Annotated in this window: 14 protein-coding genes; 8 read left to right on the top strand and 6 right to left on the bottom strand. The window is 71.3% G+C overall.

Features of this window, described 5'->3' with window-relative positions; all coding sequences use genetic code 11:
- Window positions 1–293 precede the first annotated feature (293 nt).
- The 3 genes from WMF42_RS11180 to WMF42_RS11170 form a co-directional block, all read right to left on the bottom strand.
- Window positions 294–980, bottom strand: coding sequence for a hypothetical protein (locus WMF42_RS11180; protein ID WP_437691890.1), 687 nt, complete (start codon window positions 978–980; stop codon window positions 294–296).
- A gap of 32 nt (window positions 981–1,012) precedes the next feature.
- Window positions 1,013–3,181 carry a substrate-binding domain-containing protein gene (locus WMF42_RS11175; protein ID WP_437691889.1) on the bottom strand — a complete coding sequence of 723 codons (2,169 nt, stop codon included), beginning with the start codon at window positions 3,179–3,181 and terminating at the stop codon, window positions 1,013–1,015.
- 225 nt (window positions 3,182–3,406) lie between these two features.
- Window positions 3,407–3,790 (bottom strand): hypothetical protein, encoded by a 384-nt coding sequence (locus WMF42_RS11170; protein WP_434046825.1) that lies wholly within the window; start codon window positions 3,788–3,790, stop codon window positions 3,407–3,409.
- A 427-nt stretch (window positions 3,791–4,217) separates the two neighbouring features.
- On the opposite strand from WMF42_RS11170, the gene WMF42_RS11165 reads away from it, so the two are divergent.
- The 5 genes from WMF42_RS11165 to WMF42_RS11145 all read left to right on the top strand — a co-directional run bounded on the left by WMF42_RS11165 (window position 4,218) and on the right by WMF42_RS11145 (window position 10,314).
- Entirely contained in the window at window positions 4,218–5,300 is a 1,083-nt protein-coding gene (locus WMF42_RS11165) for a hypothetical protein (RefSeq protein ID WP_437691888.1), read from the top strand.
- Between the two features lie 47 nt (window positions 5,301–5,347).
- The gene (locus WMF42_RS11160) at window positions 5,348–5,905 is read left to right on the top strand and encodes an RNA polymerase sigma factor (RefSeq protein WP_233562473.1); all 558 of its coding nucleotides are present in this window, start codon (window positions 5,348–5,350) and stop codon (window positions 5,903–5,905) included.
- Window positions 5,902–6,654, top strand: a complete 753-nt coding sequence (locus WMF42_RS11155) for a hypothetical protein (protein WP_437691887.1) — start codon at window positions 5,902–5,904, stop codon at window positions 6,652–6,654. Before WMF42_RS11160 ends, WMF42_RS11155 begins: the two co-directional genes overlap by 4 nt.
- A gap of 61 nt (window positions 6,655–6,715) precedes the next feature.
- Window positions 6,716–7,696: a fibro-slime domain-containing protein gene (locus WMF42_RS11150; RefSeq protein ID WP_437691886.1), complete on the top strand. Its 981-nt coding sequence runs from the start codon at window positions 6,716–6,718 to the stop codon at window positions 7,694–7,696.
- 548 nt (window positions 7,697–8,244) lie between these two features.
- Window positions 8,245–10,314 carry a hypothetical protein gene (locus tag WMF42_RS11145; protein WP_437691885.1) on the top strand — a complete coding sequence of 690 codons (2,070 nt, stop codon included), beginning with the start codon at window positions 8,245–8,247 and terminating at the stop codon, window positions 10,312–10,314.
- A gap of 136 nt (window positions 10,315–10,450) precedes the next feature.
- On the opposite strand, the gene WMF42_RS11140 is transcribed toward WMF42_RS11145, so the two are convergent.
- Window positions 10,451–11,881, bottom strand: a complete 1,431-nt coding sequence (locus WMF42_RS11140; RefSeq protein WP_437691884.1) for a serine hydrolase domain-containing protein — start codon at window positions 11,879–11,881, stop codon at window positions 10,451–10,453.
- A gap of 240 nt (window positions 11,882–12,121) precedes the next feature.
- Between WMF42_RS11140 and WMF42_RS11135 the strand changes: the two genes are divergently transcribed.
- Entirely contained in the window at window positions 12,122–12,439 is a 318-nt protein-coding gene (locus tag WMF42_RS11135) for a hypothetical protein (protein WP_061606936.1), read from the top strand.
- A gap of 62 nt (window positions 12,440–12,501) precedes the next feature.
- On the opposite strand, the gene WMF42_RS11130 is transcribed toward WMF42_RS11135, so the two are convergent.
- Window positions 12,502–13,731, bottom strand: a complete 1,230-nt coding sequence (locus tag WMF42_RS11130; protein ID WP_437694255.1) for a flavin-dependent oxidoreductase — start codon at window positions 13,729–13,731, stop codon at window positions 12,502–12,504.
- A gap of 855 nt (window positions 13,732–14,586) precedes the next feature.
- Between WMF42_RS11130 and gdhA the strand changes: the two genes are divergently transcribed.
- Both gdhA and WMF42_RS11120 read left to right on the top strand, forming a co-directional pair.
- Entirely contained in the window at window positions 14,587–15,936 is a 1,350-nt protein-coding gene (gene gdhA, locus WMF42_RS11125; protein ID WP_061606938.1) for an NADP-specific glutamate dehydrogenase, read from the top strand.
- Window positions 15,937–16,199: 263 nt separating this feature from the next.
- On the top strand, window positions 16,200–17,891 hold the full coding sequence (locus WMF42_RS11120; protein ID WP_081426301.1) for a GMC oxidoreductase: 1,692 nt from the start codon (window positions 16,200–16,202) through the stop codon (window positions 17,889–17,891).
- Between the two features lie 383 nt (window positions 17,892–18,274).
- Here WMF42_RS11120 and WMF42_RS11115 read toward each other — a convergent pair whose 3' ends face one another.
- On the bottom strand, window positions 18,275–18,658 hold the full coding sequence (locus WMF42_RS11115; protein WP_437691883.1) for a fatty acid desaturase: 384 nt from the start codon (window positions 18,656–18,658) through the stop codon (window positions 18,275–18,277).
- Window positions 18,659–18,663 lie beyond the last annotated feature (5 nt).

Below are 18,663 nucleotides of genomic sequence, written 5' to 3'. Positions count from 1 at the left end.
GCCTGGCATGCGCCGGGCGGCCCTCGCCGCTTTTGTAGCCCTTGCGGTTCGAGCGCCGGGCGTGTCGTGTGAGCCCGAGAAGAGGGAATGAACCACAGAGGCACAGAGGAAGAGAGAGCTCAGAGAAGAGAGAATGAACCACAGAGGCACAGAGGGCACAGAGGAAGAGAGAGCTCGGAGAAGAGCTCGGAGAGAGCTCAGAATCTTTTTTCTCTCCCCTCTGTGCCCTCTGTGCCTCTGTGGCTCATTTTCTCTCTCCTCCACGAGCGTCGCGCGGCCCGGCGCGAGCTGCGTCACCTGCACGCGAAGGAAGGCTCGCCGGTCTCCTCGCACCCCTGCTCGCACGCGACCCTGGCGCACCCGCAGCGGCGCAGCGCGCCGCGGTCGTCGGCGCGCTGATCGCAGTCGGCGCCGAGGCTATCGCAGTCGGCGTTGCAGCGCGCGATCTGCGCGGGCGACGGCGCGCAATCGACGCGATCCGGGCCGGCGGGGCCGGCGCCGCTGCACAGGTCGACCGACGCGACCTGCTCGAGCAGCGGGATGCGCCCTCCGCTCAGGCACTGCGCGTGCGGCTCGCAGACGTGGTCCCGCAGCACCGCCAGCACGCGGACGCGCTGCCCGCGCAGCGCGCGCCAGTCGGGACCGAGCCAGCGCTCGGCGTCCTCGCGCGGCATGATCCTCCCGGCGATCATCGGCTGCGCGCCCTTCGTCAGCTCCAGCACGCCGACCCACCGCTCGCGCGGCGGCGCCTCGCCCGACAGCCCGGGCTCCGCCGGCGGCGACGCCGGCGCGCCTGCAGGCGCGGAGCTCGCCGCCGCCGCGCCCCGCTCCGCCAGCGCCCCTTGCGCGGCCGACGCTCCCGGCGCGGCCGGCGCCGTCGACGCGCTCGCCTGCGCCGGGCGCGCGCTCTCCGCGCAGCCCGCCGCCCCGGCGCAGCACGCGCCCGCCAGCGCCGCGCAGAGCCACGACCGAGCTCCCATGGCGACGAGATCGCGCCGGGACGCGCGCACCGTCACGCCCTCCCCTGCCGCCGTCGAGGGCGCGGATCGGGCGGCGGCGAGCCCGCGCTGCCCCGGCCCGCGCGGAGCGAGCGGAGGCCCGCGGGCGCGAGCTCCGCGAGCGCCGACGACAGCGATCGATGCGTGACGAGGTCCTCGAGATCGATGTCGAGCGCCACGAGGCGCGCCGCGATCTCGGGGCGCACGCCGATGAGGACGACGCGCGCTCCGAGCAGGGCCGCCGCGCGGTGGGTCTGCTGGAGCGCGTGGGCCACCTGGGCGTCCACGAGCAGGACGCCCGTGATGTCGAGCAGCACGCAGCGCGCCCGGTTCCGGCTCACCCCCTCGGTCACCGTGTCGAGCACCTGACGGGCGCGGTCGCCGTCGAGCTCGCCGATGAGCGGGACGAGCAGCACGCCCTCCAGCAGCGGGATGAGCGGACAGCCCAGCGCGCGCACGGCCGCCGAGAGCGCCCGCTCGCGCTGATAGGCGTCCTGCAGGCTCGCGTGCTGCTCCGAGAGCGACTGCATGAGCGCGTCGCGCTCGAGGGCCGCGCTGAGCAGCGCCCCCCAGATCGCGACAGTGCCCTCGTCGCCGGCGGTCTCCAGCGAGCCCGGGCCGACGGTCACCAGGACACCCCAGTCGCGCTGGAGCGTCCGGATCGGCAGCAGCGTCACCACGAACGGACCGCCGACCGTCGAGGGCGGCAGCAGCTCGGCGGGCGGGAAGGCCTCCTGCGGAACGACGCTGCCGATGGGGGGAGTCGGGCTGCCATCGCGGCTGTAGGCGCCGGCGATGACGAGGCGCGCGCGCGACTCCGGATCTTCCCAGAGCCCGAGGCAGCTCCAGACCACGGAGGTCGAGTCGAGCCACGAGAGCGAGCGCGACGCTTCGTGGGTGCCGCCGAGCAGCGCGAGGCTCACCTCGTGATCGGACCGGACGAGCTGCTCGAGCTCCGCGACGAACTCCCGCTCTGCGTCGAGCCGGGCCATCATGAGCGAGAGGCGCAGTCGCTCCAGGAACTCCTCCACGCGCTCCTCGGCCGCGCCGTCGTCGGCCGGCCGCGCGCGGCGCCGCCTGGAGGCTCGGCCGAGCCAGCGGACCATCCCCATCAGGCTCTCGATGTCGGGCGTGAGGCGCACGGCCTGCTGGCAGGCGGCGTCGATCTCGGCCTCGGGAGGGGGCGTCGCGCCCTCGATCGCCGCGGTGAGCCCCTCGACAACGCGGGCGACGCCGGGCCACACGGACGCCGGCGGCGTGCCGGGCGGGAGCGAATGGGGGGTGAGCAGCTCGATCACCTGCCGGGCCAGCAGGTCGCCGGCGTCGCCGTCGACCGCCGCGTCTTCCGCGCGGAGGAAGCCCTGGAGCGTGCTGCACCCGCACGTCCGCCGCCGGGCGAACGTGGTCGGCGCGAGCACGGGGCCGGGCGGGACGACCTCGCCGGCGAGCTGCGCCAGCACGAGCTCGTACGCGAGCCTTCCCAGGGCGTCGAACCGCTGGCGCACCGTCGTCAGCGGCGGGGCGGCCCATTGCGCCTCGACGATGTCGTCGAAGCCGGTGATCGCCAGGTCCTCTGGGACGCGGTGTCCCGCCGCCTGGAGGGCCGATATCAACCCGAGCGCGTTCTTGTCCGTGGCGACGACCGCCGCCGTGAGCTCTCCCCGCCGCGCGAGGATCGCCTCGGCGACGCCCTGTCCCCCGGAGAACCAGTTGTTCTCGGTCTCGAACACGAGGCCTGGATCGAAGGGGATCCCGCGCTCGGCGAGCGTCGCCTTGTACCCCTCGAGGCGGACGCGGATGTCGTCCTGCTCCATGGAGCCGACGAACGCGATGCGCCGGTGCCCATGGTCGATCAGGTGGCGCACCGCGCTCCGGATGCCCGCGGCGTTGTCCGGCATCGCTGTCGGGCAGCCCGCCTCGGGCGCGCAGGTGCTGACGGTGACGAGCGGGACCCGCGCCCGCGCGAGCCGCTCGATTCCCTCGGTGGCGAGCACGACGATCCACCCATCCACCTGATCCCCGGCGAGCGACGGGGCCTGGACGTCCTCGGGGGTGGCGCGAATCACAACGACACGGTGCCCGCGCTGCTGCGCCGCCTGGTGGACGCCCCGGAGGACGGCGTTGAAATAGAAGCCGTCCAGGAAGGGCGTGAGGACGCCGATTGTCGTCGGGCGGGAGTGCATGGGGGGCGCGCGCCTCGGGAAGGGCCGATGCTACCCGAACCGGGCGCCGCGAGGAGGGGGTGTGCGCGGTCCGCCAGGGAGCAGGAGCGCCGGGCGACGGGATGGGGGACACAGGGAGAGCGGCCGCGATGTCACGGTTCTCCCGCCCACCCCACGAGGAGAGCCGCCGTGGCCACCTCTTGGGGGGTCTCACGCTCCCCGGCCGGCGAGCCGCGCCGCCGCGCCTCAGCTCGCCGCGTGGGAGCTCGCCTTGGCCTCGCTGCTGGAGGCGCGATCGTGGCGGGCAGCTTCAGAGAACGCCCCCGCGGACCGGATCCCCGGCAGCATGCAGCGGAGGAGCGGAGGAGCGTCCCAGGGGAGCCACGCACCGTAGCTCCCGTCCACCATCGACGTCCGCTGATGGTTGATGTCGTACACGATCGTGTGATCGATGGGCCCGGCGTAGAAATGGAGCGTGACGAGCGGCTCGCGCTCGCCGGCGTCTCCCATGGAGTGGACGAGGCCGGACTTGACCTCGAGCACATCGCCGGCCTTCACGCGCTCCTCGCGGACGAGGCAAAGGCCGTTATGGCGCACCTGCCATTGCCAGTGGATCGCCGCGCCGCGCACGACGTCGTCATCATGCTGCCCCCGGAGCCGGCGCGGTTCCCGGCCTTCGTCGCGAAGGCCGCCGCCGAGAACCGCAATTGTAAAATTCCAACAGCCCATCGGCGAGCGGGTGCGGCGCGGTCCGGACGTCAGCGTCGCCAGCGCCCACGGTGACGCACCTGCCCGGACGCGACCTCCGCGCGAGGAGCGCGCCGAGGCGGGAGGACGAGCCCCCCCGTCGAGCCTTCTCCACCCCGTGCTTCTCGTGTACACGCGAGGAAGGCAGCCAGCAATGGCAGCGTAAATTGGTGTGACTTGTCGCCCCCCCGGGTGTACACGACCGCGCTCCGACTGGCACGTGAGCTAACATCTCCGTCATGACGCGCCGCTCCGCACGAAGTCGCTCCGTCGCCCGAAGGACCCTCGAGCAGCCGGCGAGGAGCACGCGATGAGGAGCGCGGGGGGTGCGCGCGCGCTGGGGGCGGTCGTCCTCGCGAGCGCGGCGATGGCGCCGGCCGGGGCGCGCGCGGAGGAGTGCGACCTCGCGGCCGCGGACGTGTCGTGGGCGCGCCTCGAGGGCGCAGAGGCCCAGTGCCCCTCGGCGTCCCAGGTCCGCGCCGAGGTCTCGCGCCGGCTCGGGCGGGAGCTCGTCACGACGGGCAAGGTCACCTCGATCGAGGCCGTGGTGCGCGGGCAGCCCGGGGCGTGGTCGGCCCAGGTCCGGACCGAGGGGTGCGACGGCGCCCCCCCGACCGTCCGCACGATCGCCGATCACGGGATGAGCTGCGACGGGATCACCGCCGCTGTGACGCAGATCATCGTCCTCGCCGTCGATCCCGACGCCAAGCTCACCTCCCCGGCTCCCCCGCCGCCGCCACCGCCGCCGCCCGCCGAGCCGCCGCCGAGCCCCCCACCCCCGCCGGCGCCGCCTCCGGCGACCGAGAAGGCGCCGGAGCCGCCGTTCCCCTGGCCGGCGGAGACCCGGGCGACCCCCCCGCCGCCGCCCCCGCCCCCGCCGCCCGTCGGGGTCTCGATCACCTGGCGCGGGCTCGCGTCCGTGGGCCTCGTCCCCTCGCCCGGCGCCGGCGTCGCCCTGACGGGCGCGTGGTCCGTCCTGCCGCGATGGACGGTGGAGACCGGGGCGCTGTGGCTCCCGGAGCAGCACGCGACCGACGCGACGTTCGCCTTCGGCCTCAGCGCGGGCTGGCTCGGCGCGTGCGTCGAGGCGGTCCAGAGCGACGCGGTCGCCCTCGGGCTCTGCGGCCGCGTGCTCGCGGGCGCCGTCTACGCCGTCATCGACGAGGACGAGCGGTACGTCCCGACCGACCCCGGCGCGCGCGCGTGGGTCAGCGCCGGGGCGGGCGCGCGCCTCGGGATCCGCGTTGTCGGGCCGCTGCGGATCGAGACGGGCGTCGACCTCTTCGCCCCCATGACGCGGTACAGCTTCCGGCTCGAGGGAGAGCAGCCTCCGCCCTTCGAGCAGCCGGCTGTCGGCGGGGCGGCGTTCGTCGGGGTCGGCGTCACCTTTTGATGAAGGATCCCCCGCCTGCCGGCATTCACCATGCCGTGGAGCAATGCATGACCGCGGAGGTCCTCGGCAGCGCCAGGCAGCCGCCGCAGAACCTCGTCGCCCTGCACGCCGAGCACAGCGGCTTCGTCTGGGCCACCCTGCAAAGGTTCGGCATCCAGCAGCCCGACCTGGAAGACGCATTCCAGGACGTCTTCATCGTCGTCCAGCGGCGGCTCCCCTCGTTCGACTGGGCGTGCCCCGTCACGACATGGCTGTTTGCCATCTGCCGGCGGGTCGCCGCCTCGCACCGCCGCCGCGCCCACACCCGGCGCGAGCGGCTCGGCGAGGTGGTCGACGACGTGCCGGACTCGGCGAGAGGCCCCGAAGAGATCACCTCCCAACAACAGGCGAGATTGCAGCTCGAGGCGATCCTCGAGGCCATGGATCTCGACCGGCGAGCCGTGTTTGTCATGTTCGAGATCGAAGAGATGCCCTGCAACGAGATCGCGAGCCTGATCGGCGTCCCCGTCGGAACGGTCTACTCGCGGCTCCACGCAGCGCGCAAAGAGTTCGCCAATCTGTTAAAGAAGGTCGAAGCCGAGCGGGCGCGCAGGGGGAGGACATGAACGATCCGAAGCGATGGATCCAGGACGGTGGGAGCGCCCCCGAGGGGGCGCGCGAGCTTCTCCTGGCCGCGTCGCGCCCTCGGCCGATGACGTCCGCCGAGCTCTCGCGCACGGCGGCCCGCGTGGCGCCGCTCGGGACGGCCAGCGCGGGCGCCGGGGCGACGCTGCCGATGTGGGTCAAAGGGATCTTCGTCGCTGTGGGCCTCGGGATCGGCGGCGCCGGGCTCTACCTCGCCCTCGACGGCGACCAGCGCGCCGGCGCCCCGGCGACCCCGGCGCAGCTCGCGGACCTGCCGCTGGAGGAGCTGCTCTCGCGCCCGGGCCGCGGCCTGTCCGCGGCGGCGCCCGCGGAGGCGGCCCCGGCGCCGGAGGCCGCGCCGCCGCCGGAGGCGCCGCGCCCGGCCGCGTCCGTCCCGCGCCGGGAGCTGCCGAAGAACACCCGGCCGGCCGCGCCGGCGGAGGCCGCGGCGACCGACAGCGACGAGCTGCTCCGGGAGTCGAACCTCATCGACAGGGCCAGGGCGGCGGCGGCGCAGGACCCGGGCGCCGCCCTCGCGGCGGTGAGCGAGCACCAGCGCGAGTTCCCGGCGGGGCGGCTCGTGGAGGAGCGGGAGTACGTCGCCATCCGCGCGCTGATGCGCCTCGGGCGCGTCGACGAGGCGCGGGCGCGCGCGGGGTCGTTCCTCGCGCGGTACCCGTCGACCTCCTACGCCGATCGGGTGAACCGGGCGGTCAACGCCGCCCCCTGAAAAAGGATGAGCCCGCCCGCGATCCCGTGAAGGATGGCGGTCCCAGCCGCATTCATGGGGCGTGAGCCGATCGTCGACGCCCCAGCGCACCACGCCGCACGGACGAGGGGGTCCGCGCGCGCTCTGGGTCCTGCTCGCGGCGGCGTCGACGCTCCCGCTCGCCGGGTGCTCGACCGACGTCGCCACGATCGGCCGCATGTCGCTCGGGGACGACGGGGACGACCGGGACGACGGCATCTCGGTCGGCGGCGGCGCCGAGGCCAGCTCCGGCGCCGGCAGCGTCGCGTCGACCTCCGGCGGCGCCGAGCTGAGCTCCGGCGCCGGCAGCGTCGCGTCGAGCTCCGGCGGCGCCGAGGTGAGCTCCGGCGGCGGGGGGCGCTGCGAGCGGCGGTTCGAGGGGAGGATCCGCGACTTCAGGAGCGCCGAGCGCGGCGGCCACCCCGACTTCGAGGCCTTCCAGGATCCCGGGGAGTCGGACCGGCGCGGCCTTGTCGAGGCGCGGCTCGGCCCGGACAGGAAGCCTGTCTATCGGGGCAACGGGACGCCGGATCGCATCACGGGGCCGGAGCGGTTCGATGAGTGGTTCCGGGACGTGCCGGGGGTCAACATCCCGGTCCCGTACGTCGCCCCCGTCCAGGTGACGGAGCGCGGGTTCGTCATCTTCCGCGACGAGACGTTCTTCCCCATCGACGGCGAGGGCTGGGACGCGGGGTCGCGCGACGACGTGCGCCACAACTACGGCTTCACGTACGAGCTCCACGCGACGTTCGAGCACCAGGCGGGAGATTTCCTCGTCTTCGCGGGCGACGACGATCTGTGGGTGTTCATCAACGATCGCCTGGTGATCGACCTCGGAGGGGTCCACGAGCCCGCCGGGATCACCCTCATGCTCGACGACGTGGCCAGGAAGCTGGAGCTCGAGATCGGGCAGGAGTACCCGCTCGACGTGTTCCACGCGGAGCGCCGCAGCCCCACGTCGACGCTGTCGTTCTCCACGCTGCTCTCGTTCACCAACTGCGATCCTATCGTGATTCCCGGCTGACGCCGCGCCGCCCGGGCTCGTCCCTCGCTCCGTGATGGGAAAGAAGTGAAACCCGATCGAGACCCAGAGGACACACAGCAGGTTCTCCCTCTCCGCTGTATCTCTGTGGTTCCCTCTCTCATGGAGCCGGGGACGAACCCGGGCGGCGCGGCGCCGCGCCCTGCGCGCAAAACGTGCTGGCCGGCGAGCCGCGGAGCGAACCATGAACAGAATAGTCCAGAGCGCTTGATTTGATCACAAACCAGACTAACATCGCTGCACGTGAACGCGCCCGGGGCGTCGCCAGAGAGAATGGCGCGCGGACAGGCGTTCACACGATCGTCCATGTCATGAATCGGTGAGGTCACGCTGCCGTGGCAGCGTGACCAGCGGCGATGTGCGCCAGGATCGGGCGCGCGTCCCCTCGCTCCTGGAGCAGGGGCGCGGCGCGCTCGCCGCCATGGATACCGCTCCTTCGTCGCGCGCGCCGCGCAGTGCGGACGCGCTCCTATCGTGTGGTCATCTCAGGAGGTATCATGTTCTCCAGGTCGTCGAGCTCGAGCAGTTCAGTGCGCACTCATCATGGTAATGCCCCCGCCGGCGCGCGGCGGAGGTCGCGGCACGCCGCGCTGATCGCGCTCGCGCTCTTGCCCGTCGCGTGCTCGGACATGGGGCCCTCAAACGGCGCGCCGTCCGATGTCCCGGAGGGCGACACCACCGAGGCCGCCCAGGCGCTCGCGCTGCCGTTCGACATCGATCCGCGGAAGTCGCTCCTCGTGACGGAGACCGACGTCGTGGGCGCCTTCACGCTGGAGGAGGTGCTCCAGCAGCTCATCGATCAGGCGGGCGCGAGCGCCACCACGACGCCGCTCACGCTGTTCCGGCAGCTCATGAACACCCAGCGGCCGGGGTCGAGCGACCCGAACAACATCGGCCCGAACTGCGATGATGAGCCGCCGAACGCCGGGGATCTGGAGCCCGTCGACGATCCTCCGGTCGGCTTGCCCCCGCTCGCGCCCGAGGAGAAGACCCAGACCGGCTCGATCAACGGCTGGCCCGTCTTCTGCCCCCGGACCGCCGACGACATCGACAGCGATCCGTTCGCCGACCCGGGCAGCGACAGCGCGTACATGGCCACGACCCTGGCGAACCGCTTCGACCTCGCGCCGCCGGACGGCGCCCATTGCGGCGAGTACCGCATCGTCTTCGCGAAGAGGTCGGGCATCACCAACGGCCTGAACCGCAACTTCATCATCTTCGAGGCCCAGCTCCCCAACCCGAACCCGAGCCAGGGGCGGCTCGGGTGCCTCCCGGTCGTCCAGTTCTGGCTCGACCAGTCCAGCCCCGCGAAGAGCCCGGCGACGAGGGCGGCGGAGCTGCGCGACTTCTACTTCGATGGCCTGAGCGGGTTCGAGCCCGTCGTTCACATCGATCACTATGGCCCCGAGGGGGGCCAGATACGCACCAACGAGTTCGTGAGGCCTGGTGGCCTCCCGCTGACCTCCTGGACGCTCCGGCAGTTCGAGACAGCGCACGCCGGTCCGACCGGCGGCTGGCTGCTCGTCGTGCCTTCGTTCGTGTCGGACAACCCGGCCGGGAAGCTGTTCACGAGCGCGTCGGGCGATCCGCGCGTCACCAGCTTCCAGGGCACGTTCTTCCCGGGCGTGGTGGAGCGGCTCGCGGCCGCGGACGACATCAACCGCTTCGCCTACGGGGCGGCCGTGCCCAGCGAGCACGAGGCGGGCGAGAGCCTGATGATCCCGCTCCACAACAACTACCTGAACAAGTTCACCACCGCGCCGACGGCCTTCAGGAACGGCATCCAGGCGAAGCTCACCGCGATGGGGAGCGGCTTGACCCCGGAGCAGCTCGTGGGGCGCGCGCAGTCGCTCGCCTGCGCCGGGTGCCATGAGCCCGTGGACGTCGACAACCAGTTCTTCAAGACGACGCTGGACGAGAACGGCCAGCCCGTGCCCGATCTCAACGATCCCGAGAGCCCCCTCGACGTCGGGCTGCCCAGCAATCCTCTCCGGACGCTGGGGTTCACCCACACCTCCGAGCAGACCGAGCCGGTCGACGAGACGACGACCCGGCAGCGCTTCCGCATCTCGAAGATGCTCAGCGACGTGTTCCTGCCGTTCCGCGAGAAGGTGATGGAGGAGTTCCTCCTCGACCATCCGGTCCTCGGGTTCGAGAAGCCGGGGGCGTGGACCTCGCCGCAGGCCGAGCTCTCGGTCCACACGGGCCGGGTCGTGGAGGGCATCGCCTCGCTCCAGGTGAAGACGCCGGCCTCGTTCAACGAGGTCGTCAGCCCGACCTTCAGCGCCGCGGGGCTCACGATCGGCGACAAGGTCACGGTCGACCTCTTCGTGTCGCCCGAGCAGCCGAGCCCGAGCTGGGGGAACCTCGAGGTGCTGATCTCGATCCCGTCGGCCGGCATCAGCAACGAGTGGGCGGGCAATGTCGCGCTCGCGTCGATCGCGCAGGGGTCGTTCCAGAGGATCCAGTTCGCCTCGCTGCCGACGGCCACCAAGAACGCGCTGATCGCGGGGGCCACCGACGTGAAGCTGCAGTTCAACTTCAACGTGACCAGCAACAAGGGGCCGTACTACCTGGACAACGTCCGGTTCGAGGACTGACCGCGGGCGGGCGCTCCTCGGAGCGCGCGCTCATGAAGAGGGCGCCGGCTTCCCCCCCGGCCGGCGTCCTCTTCTTTTTATTTTGTGCTCAAGAGCTTCTCGGATCGAGCGGCGATCGGATCCGACCAGGCCGTCTCTAGGCGACGTCGGGCCGTGTCATCAATGGCGACCGCAGATGCAACATCAGATCGGGGCTGGTCAGGGGCACGGTGCTCCACGTCGCCTGCGCTGTCCCCGCGTCGGCGTCGACCACCAGCCGGACCCGGTGCGGGGTGGTGATGACGTAGAGCTCGGCGACGAACGTGTTGCCCTGCCAGGCGCCAGCCGCGACCACAGGGCGGCCGAGCGGCGAGCTCTCCCGCCATTCGCCGTGGCCGACCTCGACGTCGAGGAACGACCCGAATCGCAGGAGCCATCCATCGCCCACGGGATCGACGATCACCGTGGTTCCGTCGGGCAGCGCCGCCCCCTCGGCGGAGGCGTCGAGCCTCGCCTTGGCAGAGCGCTCCGGGGCGGCCGAACCCGGCACCGGCGCGAAGGACAGCCGCCGCAGCCGATCGGCGAGGATCTCGTCGTCCCGGGTGCTTCCCGCGTCGTCCATGCCGGGCAGCAGGCACTCCCACAAGGGGTCGAGCACTGCCTCGATCTGCGTTGCCGCGCCGGTCACGGCGACAACGAGATCGTGCGACGGGACGACCACGCACAGCTGGCTGAAGGCGCCCTGACCGCGATAACCGTGACGCGACATCCAGAACTGGTAGCCGTACCCGCAAAGTGAGTCGGGGCTCTCCGACCAGTCCTCGATCTGCAGTGTCTCGATATGCCGTCTGGTCGCGAGCTCCACCCATTCGCGCGGAACGAGCCGCCGGTCGCCCCAGCGGCCTCCGCGCAGCAGCAGCTCGCCGAAGGCGGCGACAGCCTCGGTCGTGAGGTGCAGTCCGTGGAATCCGAAGGCGGCGCCGCTCGCCACCCGGTCCCATTCGGCGTGCTCGATGCCCATCGGCTTGAAGAGGCGCTCGTCGAGCAGCTCCGGGAGGCCGCGGCCGGTGACCCGTTCCACCATCCGGGCCAGGACGAAGGTGGTCGAATTGTCATAGGTGTGCCGTGTTCCCTCCGCCTCGGTGAGCTGTACGCGCAGGAAGCCCTTCACCAGGTCGCCCGGCTCGAGCTGCCAGGCCTCGGCGAGGCTGTCCGTGCGGTGTCCGGCCGTCATCGACAGCAGGTGGTGAACGGTGAGGCGGCGCCCCTGCTCCGAGATGTCGGCCGGAACGTTGTCGGGCAACACGTCCACCACCCTGTCGTCCAGCGAGAGCAGCCCGTCGGCGATCGCGAGCCCCACGGCGACCGAGGTGAACGACTTGGTCAGCGAGTAGAGAAGGTGCGGGCGTTCGGCCGAGTACGGCGCCCACCAGCCTTCGGCGACGACGTGACCGTGGCGTACCACCATGAGGGAGTGACACTCGACGGATCGCGCTTCGAGCCGGTCCAGCAGCGCGGCGATCGAACGGGACGACACCCCCGAGGCAGCCGGCGCCGACCGCGGCAGGAGGGTGCGCTGAGAAGGCATCCGGGCACCGTAACAAGATCCGCCCGCTCGAGTTGCCCGATTCGGCCTGGTCAGACAGGCCGGGTGACGCCGGTCAGGCGCTCGGAGATCTCCCGGAGCCGCCGCTGCGCCGCCTCGTCGCGGGCCGACGCGCTGCAACGGAGAAGCTTCGCTTGCGCCACCGATCTGTCACGAGCGCGGAGCACGCTGTTTCCCAGGAACATGCGGATCGATCCACCCGCCACACTGGGACGACACACAGTGACCCTGTACCTCGGGCCCGCGGAGGACCAAGGCCCCGAGGCCAGCGAGTCGTTCGGCGAGGCGATCTGGTTCGACCGCCGAGATCCACGATCCATTCGCCGCGCTCAGGAGATCATCCAGGACCGGCTGCGGCTCTCGGTCGCACCGACGCTGTGCGACGAGCCTCCGCCTGGCCTCGGGGCAGCGCTCGGCAGGATCGTCGCGGCCCTTGGCGACGTGCTCGAGCGATGGCATCGGCGCAACGCGCGTGAGAAGCACCTCGAGCTCGAGCCCCGGCGGACGGGATCAGGCCGCAAGGCATCTCCATCCTGGTAGGGCGTGTCGGCAAACGCGCGCAACAACGGGCGGACAGCCGCCGACGTGACCCGGGACGGACGTCAGCGCCCGAGGGGCTCCGAGGCGCGCTGCAGGCCGCTCAGCACCTTGTAGTGGGCGGACATGGCTTCCAGCTCGCCGGGGGCGAAGACGTCCTCGATACGGTCGAAGCCGCCGGGCGCGCGCTCGTAGGCGACCTGCAGGCAATGCTCCGGACCGTTGCGGCGGTTGGCCGCGACGATGGCGGCGGTGGCGGGCAGGCGCTCGGCCTCGTAGGCGGCCAGCGCTTCCACCGGATCGGCATGGGCGGCGAGCGCGCGGACCAGGGCGCGGGCGTCCAGGATGGCCTGGGTGGCCCCGTTGGAGCCGTTCGGATACATGGGATGGGCGGCGTCGCCCAGCAGCGTCATGCGCCCATGGCTCCAGCGCGGTAGGGGATCGCGGTCGACGAGCGGGAACTCGTAGATCGCCTCGGCGTCCCGGACCAGGCCGGGCACATCCAGCCAGCCGAAGCGCCAGTCCTCGAACCTCGACAGGAAGTCGGCCGGGTCGCCCGGCCGGTTCCAGTCCTCCCGTCGCAGGTTCCTGGCGACAGCGAGATCGGTGGCCCAGTTGATCCTCTGGCGGCCGTCCGGCCCCGGTGGGGAGATCGGATAGGCGACGAACTTCTGGTCCTGATGCCCGGCGATGATCATGCTGGCGCCGGTGAGGAAGGGCGCCGCCAGCGTCGTCGCCCGCCACAGGAGGTGACCGCCGTACATCGGCGGCCCCTCGTCCGGATAGAGGGCGGCGCGCGCCGCCGAGTGGATGCCGTCGGCGCAGATCAGGAGGTCGGCATCCACCGTCCTGGCCGCGCCCGCGCGATCGAGGAAGCGCGCCACGACGCGGCCTCCGCCCTCCTCGTGGCCCGAGAAGCGCCGATCGCAGATCACCCGGTCAGGGCCCAGCCGCTCGACGGCGGCGTCGAGCAGCACGCCCTGCAGCGCGCCGCGGTGCAGGGAGATCTGCGGCGCGGCATGCCCGGCGAAGCGGCCGCGCGGCTCGCCCCAGATGCGCTGGCCGAAGCGGTTGAAATAGACAATCTCGCGGGTCGCCACCCCCTGCGCCAGGAGGGCCTCGGCCAGGCCCAGCTCGCCCAGCACCTCGACGGCGTTGGGCAGGAGGTTGATGCCGACCCCGAGCGCCAGGATGCTGGACGCCGCCTCGAACACCGTCACCTCATGGCCCGAGGCGTGAAGCGCCAGGGCCACGGTCAGGCCGCCGATCCCGGCGCCCGCGACGATCACTTGCATAAGTCCTCCCGTCGACATGCGGCTCGAAGCCGCCCCTTGGTGGAGCCGCCGCCCTCTCGAGCGCCGGCACGGCAGCCGCGGAGGGTCCTCATCGCGGCCCCCGAGCATCGAGATACCCATCCTCGTGTTCGAGCATCCGTGCTGAGCCACAATATGTCATGACGATCCGCTGCGATCCACGGTGACCTGCTGCGCTCTGCTGCGCTCTGCTGCGCTCTGCTGCGACCGCGGAACCGCGGAACCACAGGCCAAAACGTGCTTTTTGATTGACGCGAAGTCGTGGCCTGCACGACGATGTCCGGCTGATCTCCCCGGAGGTTCGCGGCAAACCACGCCCGACCTCGCATCGTGCACATCATTCGTGCGTGTGGGGACTCCTGCCCGCAGCCTCCTGCGCGACGTGGCCCGGACCGGCTCACGGAATCCATTGTCACGGAGGACTTTTGAATGAGCACCATGACGGAGGTCTTGAAGCCTGCGTGTGCTGGAGCGGCGAGCCTCCGCTCGTCAGCGCATCGTGCGATGAGGCCGTGCGGGGCCGTTTCGCCGAAGCAGAGCTCGAAGGTCGCCGCGGCTTGGGCCGTCGCCGCCCCTTCTCTCTCACCTGAGCGCCGTAAGCTCGGTCACCAGCGCTCTCAACGATGCTCGACGCCATGCGATGTCAAGGGCGAACCGCCACACCCGCGTCAGGCGACAGAAGGTCCCTTTGCGGTCCGCCTCCCTCCTGAAATTACACTGTATTAACAATTTAACACCGGTACTATCCCGGAGGGCGGGCTGCATACTCCGAACAACCGGGGGCGATGGCGACGACGCCTGCACCGCGCGCCGCGCCGGTGTATACCTCCCCTCGACATGGTGCATTTGGACGAGAAAGTTGAGCCACTCTTCGAGCAGATCGTTCGCCGCAACCCCGGCGAATCGGAGTTCCACCAGGCGGTCCGTGAGGTCCTCGAGTCCCTCGGCCCGGTGTTCTCCAAGCATCCCGAGCTGACGCGGCACAAGATCATCGAGCGCATCTGTGAGCCCGAGCGCCAGGTGATCTTCCGCGTGCCGTGGGTCGACGACCGCGGCGAGGTGCAGCTGAACCGCGGCTTCCGTGTGCAGGTGAACAGCGCGCTCGGTCCCTACAAGGGAGGCCTCCGCTTCCACCCGACGGTCTACCTCGGGACCATCAAGTTCCTCGGCTTCGAGCAGGTCTTCAAGAACGCGCTCACCGGGATGCCGATCGGCGGCGGCAAGGGCGGCGCGGACTTCGACCCCAAGGGGAAGTCCGAAGGCGAGATCATGCGCTTCTGCCAGAGCTTCATGACCGAGCTCCACCGCCACCTCGGCGAGTACACCGACGTGCCGGCGGGCGACATCGGCGTGGGCGAGCGCGAGCTCGGGTACATGTTCGGGCAGTACAAGCGCCTCACGAACCGCTACGAGTCGGGCGTGCTCACCGGCAAGGGCCTCGCGTGGGGCGGCTCGCTGGTGCGCAAGGAGGCGACCGGCTTTGGCGCTGTCTACTTCGTCGCCGACATGCTGCGGGTGCGCGGCGAGAAGCTCACGGACAAGACGTGCGTTGTGTCGGGCTCGGGCAACGTCGCGCTCTACGCGAGCCAGAAGCTGGAGCAGCTCGGGGCCCACGTCGTTGCGTGCTCGGACTCGAGCGGCTACGTGCACGACCCCGACGGCATCGATCTCGCGCTGCTCAAGCAGGTGAAGGAGGTCGAACGCGCTCGCATCAGCGAGTACGCGACGCGGCGCGGCCGGCGCTCGCGCTTCGTGCCGGGCGGCAATGTCTGGGAGGTGCCATGCCAGATCGCCCTCCCCTGCGCGACGCAGAACGAGCTGAACGCGCGCGACGCGGCGACGCTGGTGAAGAACGGGTGCCGCGCCGTCGCCGAGGGCGCGAACATGCCCACCACGCCCGACGGCGTGCGCGTCTTCCTCGAGTCCGGGGTGGCGTTCGGCCCCGGCAAGGCGGCGAACGCCGGCGGCGTGGCGACCTCGGCGCTCGAGATGCAGCAGAACGCGAGCCGCGACTCGTGGTCGTTCGAGCACACCGAAAAGCGGCTCGCCGAGATCATGACGAACATCCATCGCACGTGCTACGACACGGCGGAGGAGCTCGGCGTGTCGGGCAACTATGTGGTGGGCGCGAACGTCGCGGGGTTCCTGCGGGTCGCGCGCGCCATGATCGCGCTCGGCGTGGTCTGACGGCGGGCCGCGAGCGGAAAGAAGACCGCGCACGAGGCGGCCAGCTGGGATTCATCACCACCTGGACCTGACATCCCGTCGACAGCAAGCATCGGATCGATGCCCTCCCGCGTGGCGCAGGGGCAGGCTCTCTGTGACGCCTTGTGCGCGCGGCGGCCGAGCGCTCCTCGGCGCGCTGGCGGGCGAGCGGCGGGACGGACCTGCGTCCGCTGTGGGCGCCGGAGGCCAGCTGCACCATACTCCGCTCCGAGGAGCGGGTGCGCATGGACTTCGACGTCGACTTCGCGATCGTGGGCTCCGGCTTCGGGGGCAGCGTCTCCGCGCTGCGCCTCACCGAGAAGGGCTACAAGGTCACGGTGCTCGAGTGCGGCAAGCGCTGGAGCAAGGAGGATTTCCCCAGGACCAACTGGAATGTACGGAAGTTCCTCTGGGCGCCCAGGCTGCTGTGTCACGGGATCCAGCGGCTGACCCTGCTCCGGGACACGCTCATCCTGTCGGGCGCGGGCGTGGGCGGCGGGTCGCTTGTCTACGCCAACACCCTCCTCGTGCCTCCCCTCGAGGCCTTCTCGGGCCCGGGCTGGCCCGCCGGCACGGACTGGCGCGGCGAGCTGATGCCCTTCTACGAGACGGCGAAGCGCATGCTCGGCGTGACCCCGAACCCGAAGCTCTGGCCGGCGGACAGGCAGCTCCGGCAGATCGCCGACGAGATGGGCCGCGGGGACACGTTTCACGTCACGAACGTGGCCGTGCTCTTCGCGAAGGAGGGCGAGCAGGAGGGGCAGCGCGTGCCCGACCCGTTCTTCGGCGGCGAGGGGCCGGAGCGCGCCACGTGCGTCCACTGCGGCGGATGCATGGTGGGCTGCCGCTTCGGCGCCAAGAACACCCTCGATCTCAACTACCTTTATCTGGCCGAGAAGAAGGGCTGCACCATCCAGCCCGAGACCATGGTCACCGCCATCGACGCCCTCCCGGGCGGCGGCTACGAGCTCACCCTGGAGCGCTCCACCGCGCTGCTCAACAAGCGGCGCCGCCGGCTCCGGGCGCGGGGGGTGGTGCTCAGCGCCGGCGTGCTGGGCACGGTGAAGCTCCTGCTCAGGGCGCGCGCCGAGGGGCGTTTACCGCATCTCTCCGCGCAGCTCGGCAATTACGTGCGCACCAACAGCGAGGTCATCCTGGGGGTGACGGCGAGGGACGACCGGATCGACTACTCCCGCGGCATCGCGATCACGAGCGGCATCTACCCGGACGCGCGCACGCACATCGAGCCGGTGCGCTACCCGGCCGGCTCCGACGTGATGGGCGCGCTCGGCACGGTGCTCACCGACGACAGGCCGGGATTGCCGCGCTGGGTGCGCTGGCTGGGCCGGCGGCTGCTTCACCCGATTGACCTGATCTTCGGGCTCCTGCCGTTCAAGTTCGCGAAGCGCTCCACGATCCTCCTCGTGATGCAGACGGTGGACAACTACATGCAGCTCGTGTGGAAGCGCGGCGGCATGACCACGCGCAGGCCGCCCGGGCAGCCGAAGCCGCCGGCGTACATCCCCATCGCCAACGAGGTGGGCAAGCGGCTCGGTGTGCTGATGAACGGCACCCCGCGCAACGCCATCAACGAGGCCGTGCTCAACGTCCCGACCACCGCGCACATCCTCGGCGGCTGCGCCATCGCCGACAGCCCGGAGCGCGGGGTGATCGATCAGCACAATCAGGTGTTCGGCCACGGGAACCTGTATGTGGTCGACGGCTCGATGGTGCCCTCGAACCTGGGCGTGAACCCGTCCCTCACGATCACCGCCATGGCCGAACGGGCGATGAGCAAGATGCCCCTCAGGAGCGACAACCCCGCCTTCACCGGGGCACCCCGGAGGCTCGAGGCGGCGGCGTCCTCGACGCACGACCACCTCGGCGCGGGCGTCGGGTCTCCCGACGACGAAGCTCGGGCGCCGGAGGTGGTTTGATCGACGCATGAGGCCCCGGTCAGGGCGCCCCGCGGCGCCGGGACGGCCACAGGATGCGCATTCCGGGCCGACGTGACGGCCGATCCCGAGCGCACGTGACGGCTCGTTCCGAGGGGGCGATGGCCCGCGGATAGTACAGCTTTTCACCAAGCGAGGTCCGGAAATAGTCGAGGTCTGCCAGGAGGTCGGCCACGGTCTCCGCCGGACGCGGCTCGACGAGCTGGAGCAGCCGGGCCGCCCACCGCCCGCGGCCGAGGAGCGCTGAGCGCGTGAGCGCGTGAGCGAAATCCTGAAGCGGGTCCTGCCCTTCTTCCTGCTCAACCTCGTCGGCGCCGGCATCGCGCGCGGCTCCTCGACGCCGAGGTCGTGCGCGGCCTCTCCGTCTACGTCCTCTGGATCGGCTTCCGCGCTCCTTCATCGCTGGCGCCAACCTGGATCGACCGCCTCACGGCGCCATCATGGACGGCGCGGGAGCGCACGATGCGGGCGTGCGGGCCCATCGCTGGGTTCGTGATGAAGTGCCACAGCACCCAGGTCCACGAGCGGTGCGATACCAGCGTGTCGTAGTGGCGCTTGGCGATGCGGTGCAGCGCGGGCAGGCGCCAGCCGGGCACGTTCATGAAGTCGTGGTGCTCGACGTGGTAACCCACGTTGAACGTCACGTGGTTGAGCGGCCCGTAGTAGCTGTAGGTCTCCTGCTCGGGCGCGTACACGTAGTGCTCGTGCACGAAGTGGCCGGCCACCGGGTGCAGGCTGTGGCCGATCAAGGTCG

Origin of the sequence: Sorangium sp. So ce176 (genome assembly GCF_051519835.1) — a bacterium.
In the GTDB taxonomy this organism is placed as follows: domain Bacteria; phylum Myxococcota_A; class Polyangia; order Polyangiales; family Polyangiaceae; genus Sorangium; species Sorangium cellulosum_G.
Note: the sequence above shows the minus strand (reverse complement) of the source record. Positions and strands in the feature narration are given on the sequence as shown.

Coding starts and splice junctions, on each gene's coding strand:
- gdhA (WP_061606938.1), top strand. CDS start 14,587: ATGGTGCATTTGGACGAGAAAGTTGAGCCACTCTTCGAGCAGATCGTT.
- WMF42_RS11175 (WP_437691889.1), bottom strand. CDS start 3,181: ATGCACTCCCGCCCGACGACAATCGGCGTCCTCACGCCCTTCCTGGAC.
- WMF42_RS11160 (WP_233562473.1), top strand. CDS start 5,348: ATGACCGCGGAGGTCCTCGGCAGCGCCAGGCAGCCGCCGCAGAACCTC.
- WMF42_RS11120 (WP_081426301.1), top strand. CDS start 16,200: ATGGACTTCGACGTCGACTTCGCGATCGTGGGCTCCGGCTTCGGGGGC.
- WMF42_RS11130 (WP_437694255.1), bottom strand. CDS start 13,731: ATGCAAGTGATCGTCGCGGGCGCCGGGATCGGCGGCCTGACCGTGGCC.
- WMF42_RS11165 (WP_437691888.1), top strand. CDS start 4,218: ATGAGGAGCGCGGGGGGTGCGCGCGCGCTGGGGGCGGTCGTCCTCGCG.
- WMF42_RS11155 (WP_437691887.1), top strand. CDS start 5,902: ATGAACGATCCGAAGCGATGGATCCAGGACGGTGGGAGCGCCCCCGAG.
- WMF42_RS11140 (WP_437691884.1), bottom strand. CDS start 11,881: ATGCCTTCTCAGCGCACCCTCCTGCCGCGGTCGGCGCCGGCTGCCTCG.
- WMF42_RS11180 (WP_437691890.1), bottom strand. CDS start 980: ATGGGAGCTCGGTCGTGGCTCTGCGCGGCGCTGGCGGGCGCGTGCTGC.